Annotated in this window: 17 protein-coding genes and 2 pseudogenes; 11 read left to right on the top strand and 8 right to left on the bottom strand. The window is 59.6% G+C overall.

What is annotated here, in order from left to right; genetic code table 11:
• Positions 1-69 precede the first annotated feature (69 nt).
• From PSPTO_RS21195 to PSPTO_RS21185, 3 genes and pseudogenes are all read right to left on the bottom strand, one after another.
• Positions 70-633 carry a peptidylprolyl isomerase A gene (locus PSPTO_RS21195; protein WP_005764969.1) on the bottom strand — a complete coding sequence of 188 codons (564 nt, stop codon included), beginning with the start codon at positions 631-633 and terminating at the stop codon, positions 70-72.
• 149 nt (positions 634-782) lie between these two features.
• The gene (locus tag PSPTO_RS21190) at positions 783-1,571 is read right to left on the bottom strand and encodes an alpha/beta fold hydrolase (RefSeq protein ID WP_005764971.1); all 789 of its coding nucleotides are present in this window, start codon (positions 1,569-1,571) and stop codon (positions 783-785) included.
• Positions 1,572-1,584: 13 nt separating this feature from the next.
• A pseudogene (locus PSPTO_RS21185) lies at positions 1,585-2,507 on the bottom strand (LysR family transcriptional regulator).
• A 67-nt stretch (positions 2,508-2,574) separates the two neighbouring features.
• On the opposite strand from PSPTO_RS21185, the gene PSPTO_RS21180 reads away from it, so the two are divergent.
• Entirely contained in the window at positions 2,575-2,889 is a 315-nt protein-coding gene (locus tag PSPTO_RS21180; RefSeq protein WP_005764975.1) for a hypothetical protein, read from the top strand.
• A 592-nt stretch (positions 2,890-3,481) separates the two neighbouring features.
• On the opposite strand, the gene PSPTO_RS21165 is transcribed toward PSPTO_RS21180, so the two are convergent.
• Positions 3,482-8,314: a M10 family metallopeptidase C-terminal domain-containing protein gene (locus tag PSPTO_RS21165; protein ID WP_011104868.1), complete on the bottom strand. Its 4,833-nt coding sequence runs from the start codon at positions 8,312-8,314 to the stop codon at positions 3,482-3,484.
• 277 nt (positions 8,315-8,591) lie between these two features.
• Between PSPTO_RS21165 and PSPTO_RS21160 the strand changes: the two genes are divergently transcribed.
• A complete protein-coding gene (locus PSPTO_RS21160; protein ID WP_005764980.1) occupies positions 8,592-9,470 on the top strand; it encodes a carboxylate/amino acid/amine transporter in 879 nt (292 codons plus the stop codon).
• Position 9,471: 1 nt separating this feature from the next.
• Here the strand turns inward: PSPTO_RS21160 and PSPTO_RS21155 are convergent, their stop codons facing one another.
• On the bottom strand, positions 9,472-10,206 hold the full coding sequence (locus tag PSPTO_RS21155; RefSeq protein WP_005619926.1) for an SDR family NAD(P)-dependent oxidoreductase: 735 nt from the start codon (positions 10,204-10,206) through the stop codon (positions 9,472-9,474).
• A 481-nt stretch (positions 10,207-10,687) separates the two neighbouring features.
• On the opposite strand from PSPTO_RS21155, the pseudogene PSPTO_RS21150 reads away from it, so the two are divergent.
• Positions 10,688-14,011: pseudogene (locus PSPTO_RS21150) on the top strand (DUF6531 domain-containing protein); the annotation flags it as partial.
• A 4-nt stretch (positions 14,012-14,015) separates the two neighbouring features.
• On the opposite strand, the gene PSPTO_RS21145 reads toward PSPTO_RS21150, so the two are convergent.
• Together PSPTO_RS21145 and PSPTO_RS21140 are read right to left on the bottom strand one after the other, a co-directional pair.
• Entirely contained in the window at positions 14,016-14,684 is a 669-nt protein-coding gene (locus PSPTO_RS21145) for a response regulator (RefSeq protein WP_011104866.1), read from the bottom strand.
• Positions 14,671-18,042, bottom strand: coding sequence for an ATP-binding protein (locus PSPTO_RS21140; RefSeq protein WP_044393613.1), 3,372 nt, complete (start codon positions 18,040-18,042; stop codon positions 14,671-14,673). The genes PSPTO_RS21145 and PSPTO_RS21140 overlap by 14 nt, the downstream gene beginning before the upstream one ends.
• A gap of 271 nt (positions 18,043-18,313) precedes the next feature.
• Here PSPTO_RS21140 and urtA point away from each other — a divergent pair, with 271 nt between their 5' ends.
• The 8 genes from urtA (at position 18,314) to PSPTO_RS21100 (ending at position 25,684) form a co-directional block, all read left to right on the top strand.
• Complete coding sequence (urtA, locus tag PSPTO_RS21135) at positions 18,314-19,558, top strand: urea ABC transporter substrate-binding protein (RefSeq protein ID WP_005767480.1); 1,245 nt, start codon at positions 18,314-18,316, stop codon at positions 19,556-19,558.
• Positions 19,559-19,639: 81 nt separating this feature from the next.
• Entirely contained in the window at positions 19,640-20,557 is a 918-nt protein-coding gene (gene urtB / locus PSPTO_RS21130; protein WP_044393615.1) for an urea ABC transporter permease subunit UrtB, read from the top strand.
• Positions 20,558-20,567: 10 nt separating this feature from the next.
• On the top strand, positions 20,568-21,743 hold the full coding sequence (gene urtC / locus PSPTO_RS21125; protein ID WP_011104863.1) for an urea ABC transporter permease subunit UrtC: 1,176 nt from the start codon (positions 20,568-20,570) through the stop codon (positions 21,741-21,743).
• The gene (urtD, locus tag PSPTO_RS21120; protein ID WP_011104862.1) at positions 21,740-22,501 is read left to right on the top strand and encodes an urea ABC transporter ATP-binding protein UrtD; all 762 of its coding nucleotides are present in this window, start codon (positions 21,740-21,742) and stop codon (positions 22,499-22,501) included. The genes urtC and urtD overlap by 4 nt, the downstream gene beginning before the upstream one ends.
• 10 nt (positions 22,502-22,511) lie before the next feature.
• Entirely contained in the window at positions 22,512-23,201 is a 690-nt protein-coding gene (urtE, locus tag PSPTO_RS21115) for an urea ABC transporter ATP-binding subunit UrtE (RefSeq protein ID WP_005767488.1), read from the top strand.
• Positions 23,202-23,325: 124 nt separating this feature from the next.
• A complete protein-coding gene (gene fmdA, locus PSPTO_RS21110) occupies positions 23,326-24,558 on the top strand; it encodes a formamidase (protein ID WP_005619903.1) in 1,233 nt (410 codons plus the stop codon).
• Positions 24,559-24,663: 105 nt separating this feature from the next.
• A complete protein-coding gene (locus tag PSPTO_RS21105; protein ID WP_011104861.1) occupies positions 24,664-25,011 on the top strand; it encodes an FmdB family zinc ribbon protein in 348 nt (115 codons plus the stop codon).
• 97 nt (positions 25,012-25,108) lie between these two features.
• On the top strand, positions 25,109-25,684 hold the full coding sequence (locus PSPTO_RS21100) for a DUF1349 domain-containing protein (RefSeq protein WP_011104860.1): 576 nt from the start codon (positions 25,109-25,111) through the stop codon (positions 25,682-25,684).
• A gap of 58 nt (positions 25,685-25,742) precedes the next feature.
• Here PSPTO_RS21100 and PSPTO_RS21095 read toward each other — a convergent pair whose 3' ends face one another.
• Entirely contained in the window at positions 25,743-26,180 is a 438-nt protein-coding gene (locus PSPTO_RS21095) for a DUF3757 domain-containing protein (RefSeq protein ID WP_005767494.1), read from the bottom strand.
• Positions 26,181-26,294 lie beyond the last annotated feature (114 nt).

The following is a 26,294-nucleotide window of genomic DNA, read 5'->3' as shown; positions in this document are numbered from 1 at the left end:
TTGATAAGTGGAGGCTCTCCCGTCCGGCCCGCACGAAGCCATATGGCTTCATGCGGTGCAGGTTGCTGATCAGTTGACGCGTTTGGCGGACTTGATCAGGATCGGGTCGACTGGCACGTTTTGCATGCCTTTCTGATTGCCGGTTCGGGCGTTGACGATGTTGTCGACCACGTCCATGCCCTTGACGACTTTGCCGAACACCGCGTAGCCGAAGTCACGGGTGCCGTTGTCGAGCATGGCATTGTCATTGGTGTTGATGAAGAACTGGCTGGTGGCCGAGTTCACATCCGAAGTCCGGGCCATGGCAATCGTGCCGCGCACGTTATGCAGACCGTTCTGGGCTTCGTTCTTGATCGGGTCCTTGGTGGGTTTCTGCACCAGTTGCTGGGTGAAACCGCCACCTTGCACCATGAAGCCCGGAATCACCCGGTGAAAAATGGTGTTGCTGTAGAAGCCGCTGTCTACGTAACCCAGAAAGTTCTGAGTGCTGACAGGCGCCTTGGTGTCGGCGAGCTCGATTTCAATCTGGCCGAAGCTGGTATCGAGTACCACATGCGTGGCCTTGTCTTGAGCAGCCATCAGGTTGGCGGCAAACAGCACGGAGCAGGCGGCGAGAGCGATTTTTTTCAGCATGTGGCAACACGTCCTTCAGTTAGAGATATCGACTGTGGCCAGCATGGTAAACACGTTTGGCTTTTTTTGCCCAGCGCCTCGCAAGATCCGCTGCGTATTGGGCGCTCGGCTTGCGCATGGACTTGCACGTGGACAGGCAGCGTACGTTTTCAGACTCCAGTGCCCGCGATGAATTCCAGCAGCGTGCGATTGAATTGCTCAGGCTGGTCCAGCGGCGTCGCGTGCCGGGAGTCATTGATGATCACCAGTCGCGCGTTGGGCAGGCTTTTGACGTAGGCCTCCTTGAGCGACACCGGGGTGTAGTCGTGTTCAGCCGCAACAATCAAGGTCGGGCAGGTGATACGCCCCAGCCTGTTCTCCACACCCCAGCCTACGATGGCGTCGAAGCTGGCCAGATAGGCGCGTTTGTCGTTCCTGCCCCAGCGTTCGGCCATCTTGCGCCGCAGCTCGGCCTGCTCCGGTTTGGGGAACAGCAGCTTGCCCAGCGCCTTGCCGAGGGTTTCCATGCTGACGAGGCGTGACAGGGTCCAGCGCCTGATCCACTGCCACAGATCGCCTGGACTTTTGACCTTGACCTGCGGCGCGCTGTTGACGATGCACAGGCTTTTGAGCAGGTGCGGCTGATCGACCGCCAGCTGGAAGCCGATCATCCCGCCCATCGACAGGCCCACCAAGTGCACCGGCCCCAACCGAAGGTGCTCGATCAGCGCTTCGACGTCATTGCTCATGGCTTTAATGCTGTAGCGCTCGTGTGGCTTGTCGGAGCGGCCATGACCGCGCATGTCCATGACAATGACGCGGTAGTGGCTGGCCAGCACCGGAATCTGGTACTCCCAGTCCTGGCAGCTGGAACCCAGGCCGTGCAGCAGCAGAACAGGCTCGCCCTGGCCGTACTCTTCGTAGTGCAGTGAACAGTCATCGTGCTCGAAAAAAGCCATTTGCCTACTCCTGTCAGGCGTGTTGAGCGGCGGGGAGCGCTACGTTCAGCGGCGCGGTGTCGAAGGTGCGGATCAGGTCGATCAGAATCTGCGTCGCCGGCCCTAGCGGCCGGTCCTTGCTGGAGTAAAGATAGAACGTCGGATTGCGGATGCCACCCTTGTCGAGCGGCAGGGGTCTGAGCAGCCCTTCGCGCAGTTCGCGTTCGATCATGTGCCGAGGCAGCCAGGCAAACCCCAGGCCGTTGCTGACAAAGGTCGCTGCCGTGCCGAGGCTGCCGACTGTCCAGCGCTGTTCGGCGCCCAGCCAGCCGAAATCCCGGGGCTTCGCCTGCCGGAGTCGCGAATCACGACCTGCAACTGGCTTTCCAGGTCCTGAAAGGTCAGCTCGCGATTGGCCTGATGCAGTGCGTGGTCCGGGTGCGCAACGGCGATGAACTCGACCGAGCTCATTTCCGTTCCCAGATGGCCAGCGATACTGTAGGCGCTGATGGCCAGGTCTGCGACGCCTTCGAGCAACACTTCCTCGACCCCCGAGAGCACCTCTTCACGCAGGCGAACCCGGCAACCACGGCTTTGCGGCATGAACGCAGTCAGCGCCCTGACCAGCCGCGCCGACGGGTAGGCGGCGTCGATGACCAGCCGCACCTCCGCTTCCCAGCCCTGTTCCATGTGGTGAGCGAGGTCTTCCAGCTGGCTGGCCTGTTTGACCAGTTGCCGCGAGCGCCGCAGCAGGACACCTCCGGCTTCGGTCAGCACAGCCTTGCGCCCGTCGATGCGCAACAAGGGCACGCCGAGCTGTTCCTGCATACGCGCCACGGTATAACTCACCGATGACTGCGAACGATGCAATGCCTCGGCGGCCTGTGCAAAACCACCATGATCGACGACGGCTTGCAACGTGCGCCACTGGTCGAGCGTCACGCGGGGCGCTTTCATGCTGTAATTCCTCTTTAATGTGCCGGCTATTGTTCTACTCTGACAATCCCGTCCCGGAGATCGCCGAATGAATCGACTGTGCTGTTTACTGCTGGTCATGTTGCCTGTCACAGCCTTTGCGTACCCCATTGAAGTGGAAAAGCAGTACCGGGACGTGAAAATCGACTATGCAACCCATGATGTCTATCACGACACCGGGGCGATTACCGTCAACAACTACGGTGACGTAGACGCCAAATGTTCAATAGTGTTCACCAATGGGCCAGAAGCGCCGCGCACCCGGCGTGTGCAAGTGGGGGCTGGCAAGAGCGTTGACGTATCGTCCAAATTCAATCGCAGCATTATCAAGTTGCGCATCAAGCTCACCTGTCAGCCAGCCTGAGAGTAGAGCGCCCTTATGGATAAAACAAATTTATGGATGGGGCGTATAGGGGCTTTGCGTTTTTGATCGATGCGTTGCTTTTGAAGTGAGGTTTTGGCAGGTGGGATTCACAAAACTGCTACGCGCCGTACATTTAAGACCGGACGCAGAGCGTCCAGAACGGCATGCGACGCAGAGCGTGGCACGATAGTTGAGAGGGCGTGGCACGATAGTTGAGATTATCGTTCCGCACGCTCCAGCGTCGGAATGCCTTGGGTGACGCTCCGCGTCACAGATCTGCGCAGCGCCGCGCAGTCAAGACCGGACGCAGAGCGTCCAGAACGGCATGCGACGCAGAGCGTCGCACGATAGTTGAAAGAGCGTGGCACGATAGTTGAAAGGGCGTGGCACGATAGTTGAGATTATCGTTCCGCACGCTCCAGCGTCGGAATGCCTTGGGTGACGCTCCGCGTCACAGATCTGCGCAGCGCCGCGCAGTCAAGACCGGACGCAGAGCGTCCAGAACGGCATGCGACGCAGAGCGTCGCACGATAGCTAAAAGGGCGTCGCACGATAGTTGAGATTCAACCGTGAGCGCGGAACATGGTCGCTATCAGACGATGACGTCAGCCGCCTGCAGGCTCTGCACACCCGTTAGCTGGATTTCGAAGTCCGCCCCGGTGTTGTCATCGACATTGCCGTACAGCACGCCATCGGCAAAGCGAAGCTCGCCGGTGTTGTTGGCGCTGAACGCCGAGTTGCCGATGAACGTGAACGCATCGTGGGTATCAGTAAGCGGTCGGGCATCGAAGCCTGTGAAATCCAGTTTGTCGCCTTCGCTCACCTTGAAACCATTGATGATGTCGCGCAAGCCGTCACGGCCCACCTCGTCGATGCTGTTGAACACATAGCGATCCGCCCCGGTGCCACCGATCAAAGTGTCCGCACCGGAACTCCCGATCAACACATCGTCGCCTGCGCCCCCGGACAACGTATCGTTGCCAGCGCCACCGTTCAGCACGTTGGCGTTCTTGTTGCCCGTCAGCGAGTCGGCAAACTGGCTGCCGGTCAGGTTTTCAGTGCCTTTCAGGGTGTCCAGGCCAGAACCGCCGGTGGCTTGCTGGGCGCTGGTGTTCAGCGCGACCGTGACCCCGGCGCTGGCGAACAGGTACGACGCCGTGTCATTGCCGTCACGCCCACCCATAACATTGTCGCCAGCGCCCGCGTAGAGCACGTTATCCAAGGCATTGCCGGTGGCGTTGGCAGTGTCTGTACGGGTGATCGCGATGTTTTCCAGATGGGCCCCCAGCGTATAACTCGCCAGCGCGCTGTACACCGTATCGACGCCGCCGACCCACGCATCGCTGTTGGTCTCGACCACGCGGTCTGCCACGTCATCGACGTAATAGCTGTCGGAGCCGTCGCCACCTTTCAGCAAATCGCCTCCGGCTCCGCCGTCCACAACGTTGTCGCTGCTGTTACCCGTGATCACGTTTTTCAGCGCATTGCCGGTGCCGTCGATGGCAGACACGCCGGTAAGCAGCAGATTTTCGACATTGGCCCCCAGCGTCCAGCTGACAGACGACACCACGGTATCGACCTGCGACGGCGAGTCATTGCTCTCGGTGACGGTATCCAGCGAGTTGTCGACCACATAGATGTCGTTGCCATCGCCTCCCGTCATCTGGTCTGCACCCTGATCGCCGTCCAGTATGTCGTTGCCGGCGCTGCCGATCAGCGTGTCATCGTCACTGGTGCCGAAAATGTTGCCACCTTCGTTCTGGCCGCCCGCAAAAATGGCCGCCGGGTCATTGTTGTCACTGGCGTTGCCCCTGAAACCCAGGTCGTCGGCAATGAAGTCGGCCAGTCGCTGACCGACGATCTCTGCCGACTCTTCATGCAGGTGCCAGACGTCATCCGGGTAAACCAGCGAGTTGACCTCGTAACGCAAGGGCAGGTCGGTGTAGTCAACCGCCAGTTTGATGTCGCTGCGTTCGCTGGCGATGGCTTCCTGAGCGGCGCGGACATAACCCGCACCTTCGACAATGGCGTTGATTTTTTCCTGAGGGTAGCCGCGTGCTTCGGCTGCCTGTGCCTGGTAATGGCCGGTTTCTGCCAGGTACACCGTGAAGTCGCCTATCTGCGCGTGCAAGTAGTCGAACACCTTAAGGGTCGATGCCTTGTACAGGTCGGCCGCAGCTTGTTTATCAGTGGCCCGGGCTATTTCCTGAGCGGCTTCTTCGCCCTGACCCCAGATAATGCCGGTGGTGACTTTGTCGATGGCCGTCAACGACGCCAGTTGCGCCTTAAGCAGCTCGGTGGCACGCAGCAGCGCCTGGCCAGGTTGATCGGTATCGGTCAGCCACCAGGAAATACGCTGCTCTTCCGGGGTGCCGGTCGAGTAACCGACGACGGTGCTGCCGCCTACCGCCAGGTCGATGGCATCACCGTTGGCGTCGTTGAACTGGCTGCGCACGTCGTAATCGGTATAGCGGGTCAGGTCCTTGGCCATTTCCGAGGTGCCGGACTGGTTGTCGTCCTCGGTCATGCGCAGCAGGCGCGCGTTGGACTGGCCCAGCGTCGGCAAATAAAGAATCTCCTGAGACTCACGTTGGCCAAACACAAAGTCTGCGTCAGTCAGGGTGTTGATCAGGTTGCCGCTCAAGGCGATTTCAAAGCGATTGCCTTCGACATCGGAAGTAGCGGATTTGACGTAGGTCTTGTCGCCCGCCTCGTTGAGCGTCATGTACAGCGTGTGGTTTTCTCCGTTGCCCAGCCCCAGAAAGCCCAAGGCGGAGACGTCGATCTTGTCCTGACCGGGGGTGAAATCGAAGATTGTGTCCGTCGCGGTCAGCCCGCTTGCGTCGTAGTCACGGTAGCTGTCGGTGAGCGTGCTGTAGACGAACGTGTCAGTATCGGCGCCGCCATACAAAGCGTCGCGGCCCGCTCCGCCGTTGAGCACGTCGGCGCCGGTATCGCCGCGCAAGGTGTCGTCGCCACCCAGGCCCAGCAATGTGTCGTTACCCTCGGTGCCATAAAGCGCTTCGGCGCTTTCGGTGCCGGTGATGATGCCCGGTGCGACGTTGCCCACATTGATCGCGAAGCTGTCCGCCACCGAAGCGCCTGTCGCGTCGCTGGCTGTCAGCAGCACGGAATAGAGCCCTGAAGCTGTGCCACCTGGTGTGCCGCTGAATGTCAGGGTCTTGCTGTCGAATTTCAGCCAGTCGGGCAGGGCGCTGTTATCTGCCAGTGTCGCGCTGTAGGTCAGCGCGGTGCTGTCCGGGTCGCTGAAACTACCAGGCTGCACGGCGTACGAGAACGGTTTCAGTTCGGTAACTATCTGGTCCATCAGCGGCGTGTTGAGCACCGGTGCCTGATTGGTGGCCGATGCGCTGGAGAAGATGAAGTTGGACGCGCCGAGTTTGTCGAGCAGATTGCCTTCCAGGGCGATCTCGAAACGATTGCCGGTGGTGTCAACCGCATTGGTCTTGACGTAGGTTTTGCTGCCATCGCCGTTCAGCGACAGGTAAAGGGTGTTCGCGCTGCCATCGCCCGGCCCGCGCAGGCCAATGGCGGAAAGGTCGATGCGGTCTTCGGCGACGTTGAAGTCAACGATGGTGTCGCTCTGCTTCGGCCCGCCAGCGGTGTAATTGCGGTAGCTGTCCAGGCGCGAGCTGTAGACGAAAACGTCGGCACCTGCGCCCCCGGTCAGTGTGTCGGCATCGGCACCGCCATTGATCGTGTCTGCCCCCGCGCCGCCATCGATGCGGTCCACGCCGGCATTGCCGTTGATGACATCGTTGCCCGCAGTACCGGTCAGGGTATCGCCACCTGCGGTGCCTTCCGTCACGCGCTGGAAGATGAAGTGACTGGCATTGAGTGTATCTTTCAGGTTGCCGGTCAGGCCCAGCTCGAACCGGTTGCCGCTTGCATCGACGTCCAGAGACTTGACATAGGTGCGGTCCAAGGTGGCGTTGTAGCTGATATTCAGCGTGCCATTCTTGCCGCTGCCCAGCCCGGTGAAGCCCAGGTTCGCCAGATCGATGCGGTCCTGGCTGACGTTGAAGTCAGTGAGCAGGTCGGTAGCGCTGGTGGTCGCCGTGCGATAGCTGTCGGTCAGTTGATCGAAGCGAAAGGTATCGGCACCCGCGCCGCCGTTCAGCTTGTCGGCCCCGGCACCGCCGACCAGAATGTCGTCGCCCGTGCCGCCGTTGAGCGTGTCTTTGCCCGCCAGACCGAAGATCAGCTCGTGTGCCGCACCGCCGGTAATAACGTCGTTGGCCTCTGTGCCCAGCACGGTGACCAGCGGGAACGCATCGCCCGCAAAGCTGCCATCACCGTAAACCAGCGTCAGGCCTTTACTGGTGTGGCTGATGGTATTGCCGACGATGCTGTTGCGATCGGTGCCGTCTTCGTTGCGCTCGGCCACGCCGTAGGTAGAGTTGTCGCTGCCGGTGATCAGGTTGCCACGGATCAGGTTGTCACTGCCGTTGAAGTACTTGCCGGAGACACCAGTGGTGTCGTCATAGGACTGAATGATGATCTCCGGCACCGGTGCGCCGAGGGAGTTGTTGCTCAGCGTGTTATCAAAGACATCCACCGCGGAACTGCCATAAATGCGCACGCCCGCGCTGCCGTTGTCGTGAATGTCCAGGCCGCTGACCGACACCTGGCTGGACAGCTTGATCAGCACGCCTTCGGCACCGTTGCCATAGACCGCGCCGCCGGTGATGGTGATGTTGGCGGGGGAAGGAATGTTTTCGCTGCCGCGCTGCACCACGATGCCGGTGCTGCCATTGCCGTAGGCGATATTGTTGCTCAGGGTGAAGTCGTGGGTGCTGGTCACCACGTTGAAGCCGTGACGATCGTTGTTATACGCGACGTTGTTCTCGAACACGCTGTCGCTCAGGTAATCGGCCACGAAGCCGTCCAGGCCGTTGCCGTGGGACACGCTGTTCTTGATCACCATATTGACGGTCTGCTCGTGCGGGTCGAACCCGTATCCCGAGCAATCCTTGATTTCGACGCTGTCCAGGGTGACGTTCGAGTCCTTGCCGTCAGAGCCCGGAATGTACCCGTTGAACCAGCCGTCCACCTTGCCGGTGGTGGCGTCCCGATTACCGTCCAGCGTGAGGTTGTTCATGCCGAAGTCGTGGGTTTCTTCACCGTAGGCCGAGCGGACGATGCCGGTGACTTTGGTGTCCGAGCCGTCCGCGAGTTTGATGATCGTCTCGCCCATGCCGGCACCTGACAGGGTGACGTTGCTCTTGAGCATCAGGCAGCCATCGGAAGGCTCTTCGCCACCGGACACGATGTAGGTCCCTGCCGCCAGAACCACTTCACCACCCCCCGCCGCTGCGGCCGCATCGATCGTAGCCTGAATTGCTGCTGTATCGTTCGTGACGCCGTCGCCCAAAGCTCCAAAATCTTTTGTGTTGAATATCATAGCGTTACTCCAGGCGACGAAGATTTTAGGTAATGAAGTCAATATTGCAGCGCCCCGGTGTAAGACCCCTTATTCAGGAAAAGTTGCGTGATATAGGCTATATTTTCGTCGAAAGAGACGACATATGCGTCAATAATGCGTCTGTCATAATTGTGACGGGTAACGCAGGTCGCGCCGCCGGGTTGGCGTCAAAAAGCAATGGCCCGTCAGTGGTCTGTCGGTGGACAGCAGGTTGCGCAAACCGCTATGGTCGCGCCCTTCAAAAACGGGGGCGGGCATGGGTTATCTACTTTTCGTCACACTGATTCAGGCGTTTTCATTCAGCCTGATCGGTGTCTATCTGGCGGGGCACGTTGACAGTTACTTTGCCGTGCTGATCCGTGTGGTGCTGGCCGGTCTGGTGTTCATTCCACTGACCCGCTGGCGTCAGGTCGAGCCGCGATTCATGCGCGGCATGCTGCTGATCGGCGCCTTGCAGTTCGGCGTTACCTACGTCTGCCTGTACCTGAGCTTTCGGGTGCTGACGGTGCCGGAAGTGCTGCTGTTCACCATCCTCACGCCGCTGCACGTCACCTTGATCGAAGACGCACTCAACCGGCGCTTCAATCCTTGGGCCTTGCTGGCGGCGCTGGTCGCTGTGCTGGGCGCAGGCGTGATTCGTTACGACGGCCTGGACGGCGATTTTCTCGGCGGCTTCCTGCTGCTGCAAGTGGCCAACTTCACCTACGCTGCCGGGCAGGTGCTGTACAAACATCTGGTGGCGCGCCACCCCAGCGACCTGCCGCATTACCGACGTTTCGGCTACTTTTATCTGGGTGCGCTGGCCGTGGTGCTGCCCGCGTTCCTGATGTTCGGCAACCCGCAACATCTGCCCGAAGCACCGACCCAATGGATCGTGCTGCTGTTCCTCGGCCTGTGTTCGACAGCGCTGGGCATGTACTGGTGGAACAAAGGCGCGTGTAGCGTCAATGGCGGCACCCTGGCCGTCATGAACAACCTGCATGTGCCATTGGGGCTGCTGATCAACCTGCTGATCTGGAACCAGCACGAAGACTTCACTCGTTTGCTGATTGGCGGCGGGGTGATTGTCGCTTCGGTGTGGATCAGCCGGTTAGGCGTGCGGCGGGTGCCGGCAAACGTGCCAGGCACCCGTTGAATCAGACGTGCTGACCGCCGTTGACGTGAATTTCTGCGCCATTCACATAAGAAGCACCAGCGGTGCACAAAAAATAGATCAATGAGGCCACTTCCTCGGGCTTGCCCAGGCGGTGCATCGGCACCAGCCGCTCGACGATTTCCGCTGTGCCGGGCGACAGGATCGAGGTGTCGATCTCGCCCGGCGCAATGGCGTTGACCCTGACTCCGTGCGGGCCGAAATCGAAGGCCATCTCGCGGGTCAAAGCGGAAAGCGCGGCCTTGGACGTGGCGTAAGCGACACCGGCAAAAGGGTGCACTTTGGAGCCTGCAATCGAGGTGACATTGATGATGCTGCCCTTGGCGGCCTTCAACTCATCAAACAGCCCGCGCGCCAGCAGTGCGGTGGAGAACAGGTTGACGTTGAAGACCTTGATCCAGGTGCTGTAATCCGACTCCAGCACACCCATGCGACCGCCTTCCGGCGTCTTCGGCGAAACGCCCGCATTGTTCACCAGCGCATCCAGACGCCCGCCGAGCTTGTCCTTGATCGCTGCCATGCTGGCACTGACGCTGTCGATGTCTTCCAGGTCCAGATGGATATGATTGAGTAGCCCCTCCGCCCACGGACAGTCATCCACCCAGTTCTGCCTGGACGCGGTGAACACTTCCCAGCCTGCGGCATTGAAATGCTTGACCGTGGCATGACCAATCCCCCGGCTTGCGCCAGTCAGCAACAGCTTTTTCTTGTCGCCCATGAGTGCGTTCCGGTTTTTGAGGTTGGATGCATCATGTTTTTTGGCGGTCGGGGTGTCAACGCTGTTGGTCCGGTGTCAGGCGGCAGAACGCATGCGGTTGATGCGTTTCAGGACACTGCGCCAGTGTCGTACGTCCAGCGATGTGCATGGCCGTTGCAGTTGGGTCAATCTGGGGTTGTCCAGCATCACGCTTTGTTGATCGGGCAAAGCGGTCAGAACTTCACGCGTAGGAAATGGCATTTTTTCGAGTAGGCACGATGCGATTGTTGTATCTTTTTCGAACTGTGTCGCAGAAATTCAGCGGGCCACTGTGTACAGTTCGCCTTATGAAGACGAAGTGGGTCTAAGGCAGATCGGCCGTGAATCAATAGCGTTCAAGGACAGACAACGTACATGGACTATCAACCGCCGCATGACTCCATCAAGCTTTCGGGTTGGCTCACCGATAGCTTTGCCATGACTGGGCAGAGGGGGCGGCGCTATGTTTGAAGCTGCCCGGTTGCACGATGGAATTGAGCACACTGGCGCATTGGGTGGGCTTCTGGCGGGCGCTGTCATTGGCATCGCGATGGCCGTGGCTGGCGCAGCCCTGATTGTCTGCACCGCAGGACTCGGTGCCATTCTTCTGGGCGTAGTGTTATCCATCGGTGCGGGGGCGGCGCCGGCGATGGGTGAAAGCTGGGGGGCAGCGCGAACGACGCCGGCAGGCGATATCATGCAGACGGGATGTTCGCCCAACGTCTTTATCAATGGCCGTAATGCGGCTCTGGCCACTCAAACTACCGCTAAGTGCGAAAATCACCCTGCGCCCATTTTGATTGCCGACGGCTCTACCAACGTTTTCATCAACGGCCATCCCGCTGCGCGCAAGGGTGACAAGGTCACCTGCGGTGCAAAAATCGGCACCGGGTCCAATAACGTTTTTATTGGCGGTGGTACAAAGCGCTATCTGAAAGTGAACGAGGAAGTTCCTGAAGCGCTTCGCGTTGCCGTCGATATCGCCATCATCGTTGCCTCCATGGGGCGTGCCGGGCTACCCATGTTGACCAAGGGGCTTGCACAGGGGCTTAAAGCCGTTGCCCCTTGCGCCTTGAAAGTTGCCGCCCTGGCGGGTGGCTCCTACCTGTTCGGACGTTTTGTTGCCGGGCCTGCAATAAACGGGGTGATCGGCGGCTTCAGCGGCAACCCCGTCGACCTCACCAGCGGACGAAAGTTATTGCTTGAAGAGGGTGAAACCGACTTTGCACTGCCGGGACTGATGCCCATTGAATGGTCGCGCTTTTACGCCAGCGACCTGAATGTCGACAGCGTCCTGGGCAAAGGCTGGGTGCTGCCCTGGGAGCAGAGCCTGCGCCGAAATGGCAGCTTTGTTTACCTCATCGACAATCAGGGGCGCAGTGTGCCCTTCGTCAATGTCGAGCCCGGTCACAGTATCTACAACCCTTACGAGCAGATGCACCTGGTCCGCACGCAAGGCGGCCACTACATGCTGCAGACTCAGGACAACATCTTCTTCTACTTCGGCGAAGTGCCGAACGACAGCAAGCCTGTTCCGCTGCAACGCATCGAAAATGCACTCGGTCATTACCTGCATTTCAGCCGTACCGAGGAAGGCACCCTGACCGACATCAGCGCCACCGGTAATGTGCATGTGCACTTGCAGTACGAGCACCCGCTGGGACGGCTGACGTCGGTGAAGCGCATCGTCAACAAGGAAGCTGTTGAAACCCTCGCGCGTTACCACTACGACGACAACGGCCAGCTCAGTGACGTCTATAACCGCAATGGCGATTCCATTCGCAGCTTCTCTTACACCGACGGCGTGATGACCCGCCACAGCAATGCACTGGGCCTGAACTGTTACTACCGTTGGGAAACCATCGACGGCCAGCCCCGCGTGGTCGAACACTGGACCAGCGATGGCGAGCATTACCATTACCGGTATGACTTTAAACAGCGCACCTCGTGGGCCGTCGATGTGCTGGGCCGTGAACTGGAAGTTCATTACAACGAAGACCGTCGAGTCACTTCCGGCCGTGATTACGGTGGCGAACACTACACCATCGATATCGACGAAAACGGCAATATAACGGGGCTGGTATTGCCCGATGACAACACGCTGACCTTCAAATACGACCACCTCTCGCGGCTGGTTGAAGAAACCGACCCGCTCGGGCGCAAGATCACCTACAAACATCATCTGGCGACCACGCTGGTGACCCAGACAACCTACCCCGACGGCAGCACGTGGAAGGCCCGCTACGACTCCCGAGGCAATCTGCTGATCGAGACCGACGCGCTTGGCCACAAGACCGAATACCTCAACAGCGAAGATGGCCTGCCACACACCATCATCGATGCGACCTACAAGTCCAAGTACCTGTGGTGGAACAGCCTGGCACAAGTGGTGCGCTTCCAGGACTGCTCAGGCAAAGACACCCACTACCGCTATGACGATCGCGGCCACCTGATTGCCGTGACCGATGCGCTGAACACCACCACCACGCTGGAGCGCAAACCCGACGGCGAAGTGCTGCGCATCAACCACCCGGACGGCAGCGTTGAGTCCTTTGCCTACAACGCGCTGGGTCAGGTCGTTTCGCACACCAATGGCAAAGGCCAGATCACCCGGCTGTCACGCAATGCCCGTGGTTTGCCGACCCGACGTGAAGACGCCAAGGGCAAAGCCGTTGCCTACCAGTACGACAAGGCCATCCGCCTCGTCGCCCTGACCAACGAAAACGATGCCACCTACAACTTCGCCTACGACAACTCCGACCGCCTGATCGAAGAAAAGCGCATCGACAACCTCACCCGCCGTTTCAGCTACAACCTCGGCGGCCACCTGACTCAGGTCGAGGAAATCGGCTACGGCGACAAAGGCGAACAGCCAAGCCGCAGCACCTTTCTTGAGCGCGACCCGATTGGGCGCCTGCTGGCCAAACTCAACGACGATGCGCGTCAGGACTACGAATACGACGACGGCGACCGGCTGCTGTCGATTCAGCGCAAACAGACCGACACCGGCAGAAAACTCGGCGTCACCGCCGAGAAACTGGAATTTACCTACGACCTGCTGGGCCGCCTGACGAAAGAGACCACGCCACAAGGCGCGCTGACCTACGACTACGATCCGCTGAGCAACCTGACCACGCTGACGCTTCCCACCGGCCAGCACCTGAACCATCTGTATTACGGCAGCGGCCACCTGCATCAGTTGAATCTTGATGGCCAGTTGATCAGCGACATGGAGCGCGACGACCTGCACCGCGAGATCTACCGCACGCAGGGCAAACTCACCAGTTGCTTCGGCTACGACAGCATGGGCCGCAAGGCCTGGCAGTACGCCACGACCCTGCCTGCTGAAAAGCTGTCGCAGATCCAGAACCCGCTCATCAAGCCCGAGCGATACGTCGAACACGCCTACAACTCCATCCACCGCCGTTACGAATACGACCCGGCCGGCGAACTGAGCCGCACCCTCGACAAACTGCGCGGCGAAACCCGCTACGAATACGAAGCCAACGGCCAGTTGCTGGCGCGCAACAACGGCTTGATCGTCGATGGCGAAGAGTTCCGCTACGACGCAGCGGCCAACCGCCTGAACTTCAACACCAGCCGCTTTGACCACGTCAAAGACAACCGCCTCAAACAGTGGCGCAACCACGAATACAAATACGATGCCTGGGGCAACCTGATCGAAAAAGCCGTCGGCATCGTGCGCTGGCAAACCTTCACCTACGACTGCGAAAACCGCCTGGTCAAAACCGAGACCATGGCCGATACGCAGGTGGAAAGCACCAACCCACCTACACCCTTGCCATCGCCGCCAACGCAACCGACGTCGCCGCCGTCCGCGTCTCCACCCCCAACTTCACATAAATATGCTCCAGATGTTTGTTAACCGTCCTGGGGCTCAACTGCAAAATATCGGCAATGTCCTTGTTGGTCTTGCCGCACGCTACCCAGCGAAGCACGTCGACTTCGCGTTCGGTCAGTTGAAAGCTGCTGGAGAGGTGGGTGTAGGCGGCGGCGTCGTTGATGCCGGGTGGTTGCGAGGTGCTGCGGGCGGATTGCAGGGTGCGCGCGGTGCGCAGGTGGGAGGCGACTCTGGCGATCATTTCGTTGCACTGGATGGGTTTGATCACGTAGTCGATCGCGCCGGCTTCGAAGCCTTCGACGACGTGTTCGCTGTCGGTCAGGGCGGTCATGAACAGTACCGGGATGTTCGAGGCGTCGGGCTGTTGCTTGATTTGCCGGCAGGTCTCGAAGCCGTCCATTCCCGGCATCATGGCGTCGAGCAGGATCAGGTCCGGGCGGCGGCGCTGGATGCGCAGCAGGGCGCTGGTGCCGTCAAGTGCCACCATGACCATGTAGCCCGCTTCGTCCAGCGCATCGGAGAGCAGCGCAAGGTTGTCCGGGGTGTCGTCAACGATCAGGATGACGCCTTTGTCGCTGGGTTGGCTAAGGGCGTTCATCAAGCATCTCCTTGAGGTGCAGGCTGAGTTCATCCAGACGAAAACCTTTGGCCAGCGCGCGCAGGTCGGTGACGAAACTGCCGCTCGCGATGTTGCTGGTTTCAATGGCGTCCAGTTTGTTCTGGATACCGCGTACGTACCCCAGACCGCACAGGGTGTACAGGTCTTCAAGGTCTTCGCGCGGCGGCAGGATCCACGGGGTTTTTGTTTCGCTGGCAGTGCGGGAGCGATGTTGCCAGTTGAGGTTAAGGTGATGTTTGAGGCGATCCAGCAGGTCGCGCAGGTGCACGGGTTTGGACAGGTAGTCGTGGCCGATGTCGTCGTCGGTGCTTGCATTGGCGTTGGCCGACAGCACGATGACCGGCGCGTTCGAGCGTGCGTTGCGACGGATCATGCGCAGGGTGGCCCAGCCGTCCATGTCCGGCATGGACAGGTCCATCAGGATCAGGTCCGGGTGCAGCAGGGACACCTGGCGAACTGCTTCCATACCGTTTTCGGCCTGGGCGACGGTGAAGCCCAGCGGTTCGAGCATGCCGCTGATGACCTTGCGGTGCTCGATGTGGTCGTCGACCACCAGTACCAGACGCCGCTCGCCGTCATAGCCGACCACGTCATGATTGACGTCGATCACCGCCTTGGGCACCCGCACTTCCGACAGAAACAGGCGCACCTTGAAGTGCGTGCCTTCGCCCGGCGTGCTGGAAACCGACAGCGCGCCGCCCATCAACGCGGTCAGCATGCGGGTGATGGTCAGGCCCAGGCCGACGCCGTTGTCATGGCGCGTCTGACCGCCACGCTCGAAGGGCTGGAAGATCCGTTCAATTTGCTCCGGGGCAATGCCTATGCCGCTGTCGACGATGTCGAAAATGGCGGTCTCGCGGCGATAACTGACCCGTAACACCACTTCGCCGCTGTCGGTGAAATTCACGGCATTGCCCAGCAGGTTGATCAGGATCTGCCGTACCCGTTTCTCGTCACCGCGCACCACCATAGGCATGCGGCCCTCCAGCTCCAGGCGGAAACCAAGGTTTTTTTCCTGAGCGGTGCCGGCGAACATCTTTTCCAGGTCGTGGAGGAATTCCTGAAACAGAATCTCGGTGGGCTCAAGCTTCAGTTTTCCGGCCTCGATCTTGGCCACGTCCAGTAACCCGTTGATCAGCGACAGCAAGTGCGAACTGCTGCGCATGATGGTTGCCAGCGGGTCCTGATGATGGGGCGGGGTCGTTGTGTCGCGTTGCAGAATCTGCGTGAAGCCCAGAATGCTGTTCAGGGGCGTGCGAAGTTCATGGGACAGCCCGGTGATGTAGCGACTTTTCGCTGCGTTGGCGGCCTCCGAAGCTTCCTTGGCTTTTTGCAGCGCCTGGTCGGTTTTTTCGTGGGCGTCGATTTCCTGTATGAGCAGGGAGGTTTGGCGCTCGGACTCTTCCTGCGCCACCCGGCGGCTTTCTCGGGTCAGCACCACCCACCAGGCGAGGACCCCGGCGAACACGCAGACGGTCAAAAACGCTTTCAGGAAGGCCAGCATCAACAGGTGATGGGCCTCTGGCGATTGGTCGATCAGGCCATGGGCGACCTGGTTGTAGATCAACGCAAGTGCTCCCGACGAGCCCGCCACCAGGATGGTCAACAGGCCCAGGTATTGCGCCAGCCGGGTGTGCAGGTAGTGGCGCGGAAAGCGTGGCAGTACCTTGCCGATCAGGTCCTCGAACTGCATGGACAGCCGCGCCCGTGGTTTGCACTGGTCCCCGCAACGCGCATCCAGTGAGCAACACAGCGAACAGATGGGCGTTCGATAGGCCGGGCAGTAGGCCATGTCGGGCGTTTCAAAGGCGTTGTTGCACAGGCCGCACAGCAATGATTCCTGCCGTCCTTGCGGGTAGAGCAGGGTGTCGGAGCTGGTGCGGGCGATGTAGTACTTGCCGTCGGTCAGCCAGGCGAGCAGCGGGGCGGTGACCAGCGCGATGGCCAGCGAAATCAAGGGCGGTGCGGCTTGAGCAATGGCACCGAACAGCCCGAAGTGGGCGCAGAACGACACCAGTGAGGCAATCGACATGGCACCGACGCCCACGGGGTTGATGTCGTAAAGGTGCGCGCGCTTGAACTCGATGTGTTTCGGCGACCAGCCCATAGGCTTGTTGATGACCAGATCAGCGACCAGCGCACCAATCCAGGCAATGGCGACGTTGGCATACAGCCCCAGCACCTGCTCGATGGCATCGAACACGCCGAGCTCCATCAGCACCAGCGCGATGGCCACGTTGAAGACCAGCCAGACCACACGCCCCGGGTGGCTGTGGGTGACGCGGACAAAAAAGTTCGACCAGGCCAGCGAGCCTGCGTAGGCATTGGTCATGTTGATCTTGATCTGGGAAATGATTACGAACAGGGTCATGGCCGCCAGCGCCCACTCGGGGGAACTGAACACGTACCGGAAGGCGACCAGGTACATCTGCGTCGGCTCGGCGGCGCGCTCAACGGGCACTTCATGTTGCAGGGCGAGAAAAGCCAGGAAGGCCCCGGCCATGATTTTCAGCGCGCCGGGGATGATCCAGCCAGGCCCTGCCATGAGCAATGCGGCCCACCAGCGTTTGCGGTTGTGCCGGGTCTTTTCCGGGAGAAAGCGCAGGTAGTCGACCTGCTCGCCGATCTGCGTCACCAACGACAGCGCGACGCTGAACGCCGCACCGAAAAACAACAGGTCAAAGGTGCCGCCTTCACCTTCGCGCCCGGAGAAACTCAGCCAGTCGCCGAGGGCATCGGGGTTTTTCCAGATCACGAACACATAGGGCACCAGCAGCAGCGTCAGCCACAACGGTTGCGACCACATCTGCAAGCGGCTGATCAGGGTGACGCCGTAAACCGCCAGCGGGATGACGATGATTGAGCAAATGATGTAGGCCAGCGCAATCGGAATGTGGAAGTAAAGCTCCAGCGCCAGGGCCATGATTGCCGCTTCAAGGGCGAAGAACAGAAAGGTGAAGCTGGCGTAGATCAGCGACGTGATGGTCGAGCCGATGTAGCCGAACCCTGCGCCACGGGTCAGCAGGTCCATGTCGACGCCATAGCGCGCCGCGTAGTAGCTGATTGGCAGGCCGGTCAGGAAGATCACCAGTGCAGTGGCGAGGATTGCCCAGAGGGTATTGGTGAACCCGTAGCTGATCACCAGCGCGCCGCCGATGGCCTCGAGTGCCAAAAAGGACACGGCACCAACGGCCGTGTTCGAAATGCGCCATTCCGACCATTTGCGAAACGATTTGGGCGTGAACCTGAGCGCGTAGTCTTCCATTGTTTCGTCGGCGACCAGGCGGTTGTAGTCGCGTCGAATTTTTATGATGCGCTGAGAGCCTGAAGGTCGCACGGTACGTCTCCAGAGGAGGGGTAATAGGTCGTTCGAAGCTCCCTGATAAAACAAACGCTGTACAACAAAAGCCAGCAATATCCATGCCCGCGGCTTGCGCAGGTGCGCAATCATGCCTGCAAATCCGCCCGCTGGCGGTAAGTCAAATGACGTATGCGACTACGTCATGCTGCGTATACCCGCATCGTGCACGCCGCTTCATGCTGAGCCCACCTCGTGACCAGACGCCAACAGAGCGTCAGTCAGGACTCACTCGCACAGGAGCCGCACCATGGACACATCCCTGACAAGCACCAAGCGCTCACTCCCCCGACGGCTGGCCTTGGGCACGGCGGCGCTGTCGCTGATTGCCGCCAGTATTTTCGGTCAGGCAGCCATCGCCGCCGACGCCAACACCACTGGCCTTGCGGTTACCGCGACCGAAGTCACTGTCGGTCAGTTGCACTCGGCCACCGGCACGATGGCGATCTCTGAGACCGGTTCGATTCAAGCCGAGCGCCTGGCGATCGAGCAGATCAACGCATCGGGCGGCATTCTCGGTCGGCAGATCAAAGTGGTGCAGGAGGATGGTGCGTCCGATTGGCCGACCTTTGCCGAAAAAGCCAGAAAGCTGCTGGTCGGCGACAAGGTAGCGGCGGTGTTTGGCTGCTGGACATCGGCCTCGCGCAAAGCCGTGCTGCCGGTGTTCGAGAAGGAAAACGGGCTTTTGTACTACCCGACGTTCTATGAAGGCCTGGAGCAATCCAAAAACGTGATTTATACCGGCCAGGAAGCGACCCAGCAGATTCTTGCGGGCCTGGACTGGATTGCCAAAGAGAAGGGCGCCAAGACGTTTTACCTGATCGGCTCGGATTACATCTGGCCGCGTACCTCGATGAAGATCGCTCGCAAGCACATTGAAAACGTTCTGCATGGCACCGTGGTCGGCGAGGATTATTACCCGCTGGGCAACACCCAGTTCGGCTCGCTGATCAACAAGGTCAAGCTGAAGAAACCGGATGTGGTGTTCGCCGCCGTGGTCGGTGGCTCCAACGTAGCGTTCTACAAACAGCTCAAGGCTGCAGGTGTGACGTCCACCAAACAGAACCTGCTGACCTTGTCGGTCACCGAAGACGAACTGCTCGGCATCGGCGGCGAAAACATGGAAGGTTTCTACGCCTCCATGAAGTACTTCCAGAGCCTCGACAACCCCAACAACAAAGCCTTTGTTGACGCGTTCAAGGCCAAATACGGCAAGGATTCGGTGATGGGCGACGTGACCCAGGCTGCCTACCTCGGCCCATGGTTGTGGAAAGCCGCAGTCGAGAAAGCCGGCAGCTTTGATGTCGACAAGGTGGTCGCGGCATCCCCGGGTATCGAGCTCAAGACGGCGCCTGAAGGCTACGTGAAAGTTCACGAAAACCATCACCTGTGGAGCAAGACGCGCATCGGTGAGGTTCAAGCCAATGGCCAGTTCAAGGTGATCTACGAATCTGACCTGATCGAGCCCAACCCTTTCCCGAAAGGCTACCAGTAAGCACCGCGCAGGGTGGGAGGCAGTCGGCTCCCACCCTGACGGTGTTTCGCCTGCTTTTCTCTTCATTCGGGGACCATCACCATGCAATGGCTATCTGAGTTCGGTGCTATCGCCGCCATGCAAGGGTTCAACGGGCTTTCGGTGTTCTGCGTGCTGCTGCTCATGGCGCTCGGGCTGGCAATCATTTTCGGCCAGATGGGCGTGATCAACATGGCCCACGGCGAGTTTCTGACCGTCGGCGCGTACACCACCTATGTGCTGTCGACGCTGGTGCAGACCTATATGCCGTCTATGCAGCCTTACTACTTTTTCTTCGCCATTGCGCTGTCGTTCGTAGTGGCGGGCTCGATTGGCTGGCTGGTCGAGCGGGTGATGATCAGCCGTCTCTATCACCGGCCGCTGGACACATTGTTGGCGACCTGGGGTTTGTCGCTGGTAATGCAACAAGCGCTGCGTTCGATCTTCGGTGCCCGGGAAGTCAGCGCCAACCCGCCCGAGTGGCTGATGGGCGCGGTCAGCCTGAGCGACACCATCGAGATTCCGCGCAATGGCCTGTTCGTGATGGCGCTGACCGTGCTGCTGACCGGTTGCATCTTCCTCATGCTGTACCGCACACGCTGGGGCCTGCATGTGCGGGCAACGGTGCAGAACCGGGTGATGAGCCGCGCCGTGGGGATCAACACCCGCGAAGTGGACCGCATGACCTTTGCGCTGGGTTGCGGCGTGGCGGGGGTGGCGGGCGCGGCGTTTACCACCATCGGCTCCACCGGGCCGACGGCCGGGTCGCTGTATATCGTCGACACGTTTCTGGTGGTGGTCTTCGGCGGTGCGCAAAGCCTGCTGGGCACGATTGCTTCGGCGTTCACCATTGCCCAGACGCAGTCGATTGCCGAGTTTTTCATGAGTGGATCGATGGCCAAGGTGCTGACCCTGTCTGCCGTGATTCTGATTCTGCTGATGCGCCCGCAAGGGTTGTTCTCAAGCAAAGTTCGCAAGTAGAGGTCGCCCGATGAACGCAATAGACAAACTCATGGGCGGACGACAGGGTGTTATCGGCCTGCTGATCCTCGCGGCCCTGATTCTGCTGGTCTTTCCGCTTACCCTGGACGCTTTTCGTCTGAACATGATCGGCAAATACCTGACCTATGCCTTTGTCGCGGTGGGCCTGGTGTTGTGCTGGGGGTATGGCGGAATTCTCAGCCTGGGCCAAGGCGTGTTTTTTGGTCTGGGCGGGTATTGCATGGCGATGTTTCTCAAGCTGGAAGCCAGCGACCCCCAGAGCACGAAAATCCAGTCAACACCGGGTATTCCCGACTTCATGGACTGGAACCAGATCACCGAACTGCCAGCGTTGTGGGTGCCGTTTCACAGCTTCACGTTCAGCGTCTTCGCCGTGATTGCCGTGCCCGTGCTGCTCGCGTGGATCATCGGCACTGCGCTGTTCAAGCGGCGTGTGGGCGATGTGTATTTCTCCATCGTCACCCAGGCAATTGCGCTGATTCTCACGGTGCTGATCATCGGCCAGCAGGGCCTGACCGGAGGCATCAACGGTATTACCGATCTCAAGACGTTGCTGGGCTGGGACATCCGCAGCGATGGCGCCAAATTGGCTCTGTATTTCGTCAATGCGGGCCTGCTGCTGGGCTGCATCCTGATCGGCAAGTTCATTCTGGCTTCCAAGCTCGGTCGCCTGCTGATGGCCATGCGCGACAAGGAAGAGCGCGTACGGTTTTCGGGCTATGACGTGGCGGGTTTCAAGATATTCGTTTACTGCGTCGCGGCCGGTTTCTCGGCCATCGGCGGGGCCATGTTCGCTTTGCAGGTGGGTTTCATGTCGCCCTCGTTCGTGGGCATCGTGCCGTCCATCGAGATGGTGATATTTGCCGCAGTCGGCGGACGCATGTCGTTGCTGGGGGCGGTGTATGGCTCGTTGCTGGTCAACTACGGGAAAACCTACTTCTCGGAGTCCTTTCCAGAGCTCTGGCTGTACTTGATGGGCGGGTTGTTTATCGCTGTGGTCATGTACTTCCCGGATGGCCTGGCGGGTCTGTGGGAAAGCCACGGGCGCAAGTGGCTGGGGCGCTTCAGACGCAGTGACAAGCCGGTCGCGCCTGCTATTCCCGGCGCTGGCCACGCACCCGTAAAAAGCACATCGGTGAAAAGCAGCGTGGAGACTCAGTCATGAGCCAGCCGACCGCGTTTCACATGCCCAAGCCGGTGCTTGCCATCGAAGGGCTGACCGTGTCTTTCGACGGTTTCAAGGCGGTGGACGATCTCAATCTGTACATCGACCGCAACGAAGTCCGCGTAGTCATCGGGCCCAATGGTGCGGGCAAGACCACCGTGCTCGATTTGATCTGCGGCAAGACCCGCGCCACCAGCGGCAGCATTGAGTTCAAGGGCCGTGAGCTCACCCGTATGAAGGAGTACGACATTGTGCGTGCCGGTGTGGGGCGCAAGTTCCAGACCCCGTCGATCTACGACAACCTGTCGGTGTTCGAGAACCTGGAAATGTCTTTCCCCAAAGGCCGCACGGTATTCGGCGCGCTGTTTTTTCAGCGTACCGATGAAGTGGTGGGCCGGGTGAATCAGGTGGCTGCAGAAATTTTTCTCGGTGATCTGTTACGCCAGCAGGCAGGGCTGTTGTCCCACGGCCAGAAGCAGTGGCTGGAAATCGGCATGTTGCTGATGCAGGACCCGGAGCTGTTGATGCTCGACGAACCGGTCGCCGGGATGAGCGTCAGTGAGCGCGCGCAAACCGCCGAGCTGCTCAAGCGGATCAGCCAGGGCCGCTCGGTGCTGGTGATCGAGCACGACATGGAGTTCGTCAAAAGCATCGCGCACAAGGTCACCGTGTTGCATCAGGGCAAGGTGCTTGCCGAGGGCAGCATGGAGTCGGTGCAGAAGAACCCGAAAGTCATTGAAGTCTATCTGGGCCACTGAGGAGCACAGCATGTTTGCGATCAACCAGTTGGCTTGCGGTTACGGTCAGAGCCAGATTCTTCATGACCTGGACTTGAAGGTCGAGAAACAGGAAATCGTCGCGGTGATGGGCCGCAATGGTATGGGTAAGACCACCCTGTTCAAAAGCCTGATGGGCATATTGCCGCAGTGGGGTGGCCAGGTGACGGTTGCCGGCGTGGACATCTCGGCGATGGAAACCCACGCCAGGGTCGAGCATGGCATGGCCTATGTGCCTCAGGGCCGAATGATCTTTCCGGCCATGACGGTACTGGAAAATATCCAGACTGGCTTGCCAGCCTCGGCCAAAGGCAAGGTGCCAGACGACCTCTATGCGCTGTTTCCAGTGCTGTTTGACATGCGCGGGCGACGCGGCGGCAACCTGTCCGGCGGGCAGCAACAACAATTGGCCATCGCCCGCGCACTGGCGACCAAGCCCAAGGTTCTATTGCTGGACGAGCCCACCGAAGGCATTCAGCCGTCGATCATCAAGGACATCGCCCGCACGCTCAAAGAGATTCGTTCCCTGCATGACCTGACCATCGTTGTGTCCGAGCAGGTGCTGTCGTTCACCCTGGAAATTGCCGACCGGTTTCTGGTGATCGAGAAGGGCCGGTTTGTCGTCGAGGAAAGCCGGGCCAATGTCGATGAGGCGACGATCAGTCGTTACCTGTCGGTGTAAACCCTGACCTCACGCTTCATGACTTGAAACACCGTTATCGCGGGCCTGCGCGTTGTCTGTCGCACAAGGCCCAAGGCATCCGCTTGCCCGCGATAAGCCACATTCCCCAGAAAGGAGATACGCCATGACCGAAGTTCTGATCAAAGTCGACCTCAATCAGCCTGTGACTGAAAACGAGCAGATCCACAACCGCTGGCACCCGGATATTCCCATGGCGTGCTGGGTCAAGCCCGGTGAAGACTTTATTCTGGAAACCTACGACTGGACCGCCGGGGCTATCAAGAACAACGACGATGCCAGCGATGTACGCGACGTCGATCTTTCGACGGTCCATTACCTGTCCGGCCCGGTCGGTGTGCACGGTGCAGAGCCCGGCGACCTGCTGGTGGTCGACCTGCTGGACATCGGCGCTCGGGCTGATTCGCAGTGGGGCTTCAACGGCTTCTTTTCCAGACAGAACGGCGGCGGGTTTCTTACCGACCACTTTCCGATGGCTCAGAAGGCGATCTGGGACTTCAAGGGCATGATGACCAGTTCGCGGCACATTCCCGGTGTCGAGTTTGCCGGTTTGATCCATCCGGGGCTGATCGGCTGTCTGCCGGACCACAAGATGCTCGCCGAGTGGAACCGTCGCGAGCAGGAATTGATCGACACCGACCCTGGGCGCGTCCCGCCGCTGGCCAACCCGCCGCACGCCAAAACCGCGCACCTGGGCAAGATGAAAGGCGGGCCCGAGCGTGATCTGGCTGCTGCCACCGGGGCGCGCACCGTGCCGCCCCGCGAACATGGCGGTAACTGCGATATCAAGGATTTGTCCCGTGGTTCCAAGGTGTTTTTTCCGGTGTACGTGGACGGCGCCGGTCTGTCGGTGGGCGATCTGCACTTCAGTCAGGGCGATGGCGAGATCACCTTTTGCGGTGCCATTGAAATGGCTGGCTGGGTGCACATGCGCGTCGAGCTGATCAAAGGCGGCATGGCCAAGTACGGGATCAAGAACCCGGTCTTCAAACCCAGCCCGATCGTGCCGACCTACAACAAGTACCTGATCTTTGAGGGCATCTCGGTCGATGAATCAGGCCAGCAGCACTACCTGGACGTCAACGTCGCCTATCGACAGGCGTGCCTCAACGCCATCAACTACATGACCAAGTTCGGCTACTCGCCCGCGCAGGGCTACGCGCTGCTGGGTTCGGCGCCGGTGCAGGGCCATATCAGCGGCATCGTCGATATTCCCAATGCCTGCGCAACGCTCTGGCTGCCGACCGAGATCTTCAAGTTCGATATCAACCCGAACGCCGACGGCCCGACCCGCTTTATCGACGGCAGCATCGACTTGCCGATTGCGCCGGACAAGTAAGCGTCCGCCCGGGATCGTTCTGGTGACGTCTGTCTGCGCGCGGCGTTCACCAGAATGAGCGGACGGTATCGGCGTTGCCGACGAATGTTTTTCGGAGAACTGTGTATGCCCATGTACGAATACGATTGCCCCGAGTGCGGCTACTTCACCGCCCTGCGCCCAATGGCCGACAGTGCGCTGCCTTGCGATTGCCCGGTCTGCGAAGTCTCCAGCATGCGGGTGATATTGTCAGCGCCCGGTCTGGCGACCATGGCGGGCAATACCCGCAGCGCCATCGCCGCCAACGAACGCAGCGCCCATGCGCCTAAAACCGTGGCTGAGTATCAGGACAGCAAGCGTCATCCAAAGGGCTGTGGGTGTTGCGGGCCTGCCAAAGCGGTGCAACCGACCAAGGCAAACCCGCACGCCCTCAAAGGCAAGACTGCGGGCAGGCCGTGGATGATCAGCCACTGAGTGGTGTTGCCCTGTAGAATTTCTGAACGGTGCGAAAACAGCTGCTGGCGATCTGGCCAGCAACCTGTCCTCAGTATTCAGCCACACAGGAGTCAGCATGTTCGAAAAAGGTATCTGGTTGAACGAACCCAGGCAGTGGAGCGTGACGGATCAGCGCCTGACTGTCATCACAGACCCCGAAACTGACTTCTGGCAGCAGACGCATTATGGCTTCTGTCGAGACACCGGCCATTTTCTAGGTGTTTCAGTGAAGGGTGAATTCACCGCGCAAGTGCATGTGCAGGGCGATTTCAAGACCCTGTATGACCAGGCGGGCCTGATGGTGCGAGTCGATGAGCGCAACTGGGTAAAAACGGGTGTCGAGGTCAGCGATGGCGCCCTGATGCTGGGCAGTGTTTTGACCTGGGGGCAGTCGGATTGGGCCACGGGCGTGTTTGATGACTCCTCATCAGGGCTCTGGCTGCGAGTCACTGTCGCCAAGGGCGTAATGCGCATTCAGCATTCCAGCGACGGGCTGCGCTGGCCATTGTTGCGTCTGGCAGCATTCCCGCTGAGCGAGCGTTATGCCGTAGGGGCCATGTGCTGCAGCCCGGAGCGGGGAGGGCTTAAAGTGGTGTTTTCTCATTTCGAAGTCATGCCTGCGCTGGGCAAGGATTTGCATGATCTGACATGAGCGGCTCTTCAACGGGCGTTTGCGGGCCAGTTGAAGAGTTTTACCTATCAGTTGGGGACTACTTGAGAATCGTGAACGTGCAGTTTTCAGGGGACGTTTTTTCGCACACGTTGTAGATAAGACCCAGTGGCCCTTCTTCTTTTTTCCAGGCGCTGCCTTCGGTTTTCACAGTGATATGTTGTCCACTGGTTGCGGTAAAGCGCATGTCGACGGTATCGCGACCAGCAATGTTGTACGTGCAGTATTGAATTCGTTGAGGGCCGACCGGATTTTCCTGAGTGGCCAGCGCCATCTCAAAAGACTGCACGGGCATTTCTTTCGCCACAGCCCCTTGAAGAATACCGGTCCATTCTCCATCGTTACCGTTCGCACGGTAGACACCTGGAGAAACCTTTTCGATTTTTGCGACGGCAGGGCAGTTTTCCATTGCCTGAGAGACCGCGGATATTCCCATCAGGGAAGTAGTAACTGCGAAGCTGATCAGTATCTTTTTCATGGTAGTCCTTTACTTTATGATTCAACACTTAATGTGTTGAGGTATTAGGTGCCACTCATGTCGGTCTGCTATAGACAAGGCGTTTTCATGAGTGGCCGTTGGGTGTTCGTCGAA

It is taken from the genome of Pseudomonas syringae pv. tomato str. DC3000, assembly GCF_000007805.1.
In the GTDB taxonomy this organism is placed as follows: Bacteria; Pseudomonadota; Gammaproteobacteria; order Pseudomonadales; family Pseudomonadaceae; genus Aquipseudomonas; species Aquipseudomonas avellanae.
This window is presented reverse-complemented; position numbering and strand designations above follow the sequence as displayed.

Bases quoted from the DNA above. Each gene is read 5' to 3' on its own strand.
- PSPTO_RS21195 (WP_005764969.1), bottom strand. From the start codon at position 633: ATGCTGAAAAAAATCGCTCTCGCCGCCTGCTCCGTGCTGTTTGCCGCC.
- PSPTO_RS21190 (WP_005764971.1), bottom strand. From the start codon at position 1,571: ATGGCTTTTTTCGAGCACGATGACTGTTCACTGCACTACGAAGAGTAC.
- PSPTO_RS21180 (WP_005764975.1), top strand. From the start codon at position 2,575: ATGAATCGACTGTGCTGTTTACTGCTGGTCATGTTGCCTGTCACAGCC.
- PSPTO_RS21165 (WP_011104868.1), bottom strand. From the start codon at position 8,314: ATGATATTCAACACAAAAGATTTTGGAGCTTTGGGCGACGGCGTCACG.
- PSPTO_RS21160 (WP_005764980.1), top strand. From the start codon at position 8,592: ATGGGTTATCTACTTTTCGTCACACTGATTCAGGCGTTTTCATTCAGC.
- PSPTO_RS21155 (WP_005619926.1), bottom strand. From the start codon at position 10,206: ATGGGCGACAAGAAAAAGCTGTTGCTGACTGGCGCAAGCCGGGGGATT.
- PSPTO_RS21145 (WP_011104866.1), bottom strand. From the start codon at position 14,684: ATGAACGCCCTTAGCCAACCCAGCGACAAAGGCGTCATCCTGATCGTT.
- urtA (WP_005767480.1), top strand. From the start codon at position 18,314: ATGGACACATCCCTGACAAGCACCAAGCGCTCACTCCCCCGACGGCTG.
- urtB (WP_044393615.1), top strand. From the start codon at position 19,640: ATGCAATGGCTATCTGAGTTCGGTGCTATCGCCGCCATGCAAGGGTTC.
- urtC (WP_011104863.1), top strand. From the start codon at position 20,568: ATGAACGCAATAGACAAACTCATGGGCGGACGACAGGGTGTTATCGGC.
- urtD (WP_011104862.1), top strand. From the start codon at position 21,740: ATGAGCCAGCCGACCGCGTTTCACATGCCCAAGCCGGTGCTTGCCATC.
- urtE (WP_005767488.1), top strand. From the start codon at position 22,512: ATGTTTGCGATCAACCAGTTGGCTTGCGGTTACGGTCAGAGCCAGATT.
- fmdA (WP_005619903.1), top strand. From the start codon at position 23,326: ATGACCGAAGTTCTGATCAAAGTCGACCTCAATCAGCCTGTGACTGAA.
- PSPTO_RS21105 (WP_011104861.1), top strand. From the start codon at position 24,664: ATGCCCATGTACGAATACGATTGCCCCGAGTGCGGCTACTTCACCGCC.
- PSPTO_RS21100 (WP_011104860.1), top strand. From the start codon at position 25,109: ATGTTCGAAAAAGGTATCTGGTTGAACGAACCCAGGCAGTGGAGCGTG.
- PSPTO_RS21095 (WP_005767494.1), bottom strand. From the start codon at position 26,180: ATGAAAAAGATACTGATCAGCTTCGCAGTTACTACTTCCCTGATGGGA.